2 protein-coding genes are annotated in these 3,217 nt (G+C 70.1%); both read left to right on the top strand.

Annotated features, from left to right (window positions below; translation table 11 throughout):
• Positions 1-1,250 (top strand): LLM class flavin-dependent oxidoreductase (locus DD1DGNOD_RS15935; protein WP_131770476.1); only part of this gene is annotated, 1,250 nt, incomplete at its 5' end.
• A gap of 62 nt (positions 1,251-1,312) precedes the next feature.
• A partial coding sequence (locus DD1DGNOD_RS15930) for an ABC transporter ATP-binding protein (RefSeq protein ID WP_241255758.1) occupies positions 1,313-3,217 on the top strand: 1,905 nt, incomplete at its 3' end.

Below are 3,217 nucleotides of genomic sequence, written 5' to 3'. Positions count from 1 at the left end.
ATGTCGAGCACTACCGCAACCTCGCGAGGATCGCCGAGCGCGGCAAGCTGGACTCGCTGTTCCTCGCCGACAGCCCGGTCCAGATAGGCAACCCGGGACGACGACCGGGCGGGCGGCTGGAGCCGACGCTGCTGCTCACCGCGCTGGCCGCGGTGACCGATCACATCGGGCTGATCGCGACTGCCTCGACGTCCTACAACGAGCCGTACAACCTGGCCCGCCGGTTCGCCTCGCTGGACCACATCAGCGGCGGCCGAGCCGGGTGGAACATCGTCACCACAGCCGGCGTCGAGGCCGCGCTGAACTTCGGCCTCGACGACCTGCCGGCTCACCGTGACCGCTACGAGCGTGCGGCGGAGTTCCTTGAGGTGTCGACGAAGTTGTGGGACAGCTGGGCCGACAACGCGATCGTCGCCGACAAGGAACGCGGGGTGCACGCGGACGCCGACCAGGTACAGGTGATCGACCATGTGGGCAAGTACTTCAAGGTACGAGGTCCGTTGAACGTGCCGCGCTCACCCCAGGCCTATCCGCTGCTGGTGCAGGCCGGGTCCTCCGAGGACGGTAGGAACTTCGCCGCCCGCTGGGCCGAGGCGGTGTTCACCGCCCAGCAGACCCTGGAAGAAGGCAAGGCCTTCTACGCCGACCTGAAGGACCGGATGGCGCGCGAGGGGCGGGACCCGGACACGGTGAAGATCCTGCCCGGCATCGTGCCGGTAATCGCCGACACCGAGCGGGAGGCGCACGAACTGGAAGCCGAGTTGGACCGGCTGATTGTCCCCGAGTATGCCAAGCGGCAGCTGGCGGAGCGGTTCAAGCTCTCTCCGGACGAGCTGGACCTGGACAGCGAGCTGCCGGAGAACCTGCCTACAGAGGACGAGATCGAGGGTGCCAAGAGCCGCTTCACGCTGATCGTCGCCCTGGCCCGCCGGGAGCGGCTGACCGTACGCCAACTGATCGGGCGGCTCGGTGGCGGTCGCGGGCACCGCACGTTCGCCGGCACACCCGTGCAGGTGGCCGACGCTATCCAGTACTGGTTCGACAACGGCGCGGCAGACGGATTCAACATCATGCCCGCGGTTCTCCCGTCCGGGCTGGAGTCCTTCGTGGACAAGGTCGTGCCGATCCTGCAGGAGCGGGGCCTGTTCCGGACCGAGTACGAGACGACCACGCTGCGCCAGCACTACGGGCTGGCCCGCCCGGCGAACCAGTTCGCGACAGGCGACCGCGGACTGGCAGCCGCTCTGTGACGACTCTGTCGCCGGCATCTGAGACAGCAACGGCGGCCAGCGCGCCGAAACCGGGAGCGGGAGTGGGAGCAGGTTGGCTGCGCCGGCTGCTGGGCTACTGCCTGCGGCACCGGCGCAACCTGCTGTTGTCCTACGGCGCCGCCGTGGTCGCCGCCGTCGCCACCGCGGTACTGCCACTGATCGTGCGCCACGTGGTGGACGACGTGGCCGCCGGTGTGCGGGGCACGCTCGTGGGGTGGGTGGCAGTACTCGTCGGCCTCGCGGCGATTCGGTTCGGCGCCGGGTACCTGCGCCTCTACCGGTCCGGCAGGGTGTCCCTCGGTGTGCAGTACGACCTGCGCAACGACGTGTTCGATACGTTGCTACGGCTGGACGGCGCCAAGCAGGACGACTTGCGGACCGGGCAGGTGGTCAGCCGCTCGATCTCGGACATCACGCTGATCCAGATGCTGCTGCAGATGCTGCCGAACGTCACCGGCAACCTGCTGATGTTCGTGGTCTCGCTCATGGTCATGGCGGTACTGTCGCCGACGTTGACGGTGATCGCGCTTGCCGTCGGCCCCACGCTGTGGTTCATCGCCTACCGCAGCCGGCACGACCTGTTCCCGGCCAACTGGCATGCCCAGCAGCAGGCCGCGGAGATCGCCGCCGGAGTGGAGGCCGCGGTCACCGGTGTGCGTGTGGTCAAGGGCTTCGGGCAGGAGGAGCGCGAACTATCCGAGCTGGAGACCAGGGCGAGGACGCTGTTCGCCTCCCGGCTGCGCGTGGCCAGGCTCACCAGCCGGTACAACCCCGCGCTGCACGCGGTTCCCGCGCTCGGCCAAGTGCTCGTGCTGGCTCTCGGCGGCTGGCTCGCCTTGCACCGGCACATCTCGCTCGGCACCTTCGTGGCGTTCACCACCTACCTCGCTGCGTTCGTCAGCCCGGTGCGCCAACTGGCCACCCTGCTCACCGTCAGTCAGGAGGCCAGGGCGAGCGTCGAACGGGTGATGGAGATCATCGACGAGCGGCCGGGCACCGTCGACGCACCGAACGCCGTCGAGCTGCCGGAGGAGCCGCTGTCGGTCGAACTGGACCGGGTGGTGTTCGGCTACGCCGGCGCGGATCCCCTGCTGCGCGGGCTGACCCTGCGGATCGCGCCGGGGGAGACCGTGGCACTGGTCGGCGCGGCCGGGTCGGGCAAGTCGACGGTCGCGTTGCTGCTGGCACGGTTCTACGACGTCTCACAGGGCTCCGTGCGGCTCGGTGGCACGGATGTCCGCGACCTCACGACCGCCTCGCTGCGCTCCCGGCTCGCCATCGTCTTCGAGGACAGCTTCCTGCTGTCGGACACCGTACGTGCCAACATCGCCTACGGCCGGCCGGAAGCCACCGACTCCCAAGTGCGCCAGGCCGCCCGAGCCGCACACGCGGAGGCGTTCATCGACGCCCTGCCGCACGGGTTCGACACCGTGGTCGGCGAGCAGGGGCTGACCCTGTCCGGCGGGCAACGGCAACGAATCGCGCTGGCCCGTGCGCTGCTGGTGGACCCGAGGCTGCTGATTCTCGACGACGCGACGTCCGCGGTGGACGCCCGGGTGGAGGCGGCGATCCAGACCACCCTGCGCACGGTGACCAAGCAGTGCACCACGTTGGTCATCGCGCACCGAACCTCCACCCTCGCGCTCGCCGACCGGATCGCGGTGCTCGACGGCGGACGTGTGGTGGACATCGGCACCCGCGCCGAGCTCGACGCCCGATGCCCGCTGTTCCGCTCCCTCCTGTCCGTTCCGGACACACCGGGCCTGGACCGGATGGTGGCCGCGGAGCCTGCTCGCCCGAACGGGATCACGCCGTCGCTGTGGCCCCGCCGGTACCAGGCAGGGCCGGTGGGCAGTCTGGACGCACGCACCGCGGCTGCGTTCGCCACGGCCGCGGCCGGCGCGGGCGGCCCGTCACGCGGCGGGGCCGGCGGCGGCCTGCTGTCC

Origin of the sequence: Candidatus Protofrankia californiensis, from assembly GCF_900634765.1 — a bacterium.
GTDB classification, from domain to species: Bacteria; Actinomycetota; Actinomycetes; order Frankiales; family Frankiaceae; genus Protofrankia; species Protofrankia californiensis.
The sequence above is the reverse complement of the archived record's forward strand: the minus strand, read 5'-3'. Positions and strand labels throughout refer to the sequence as shown.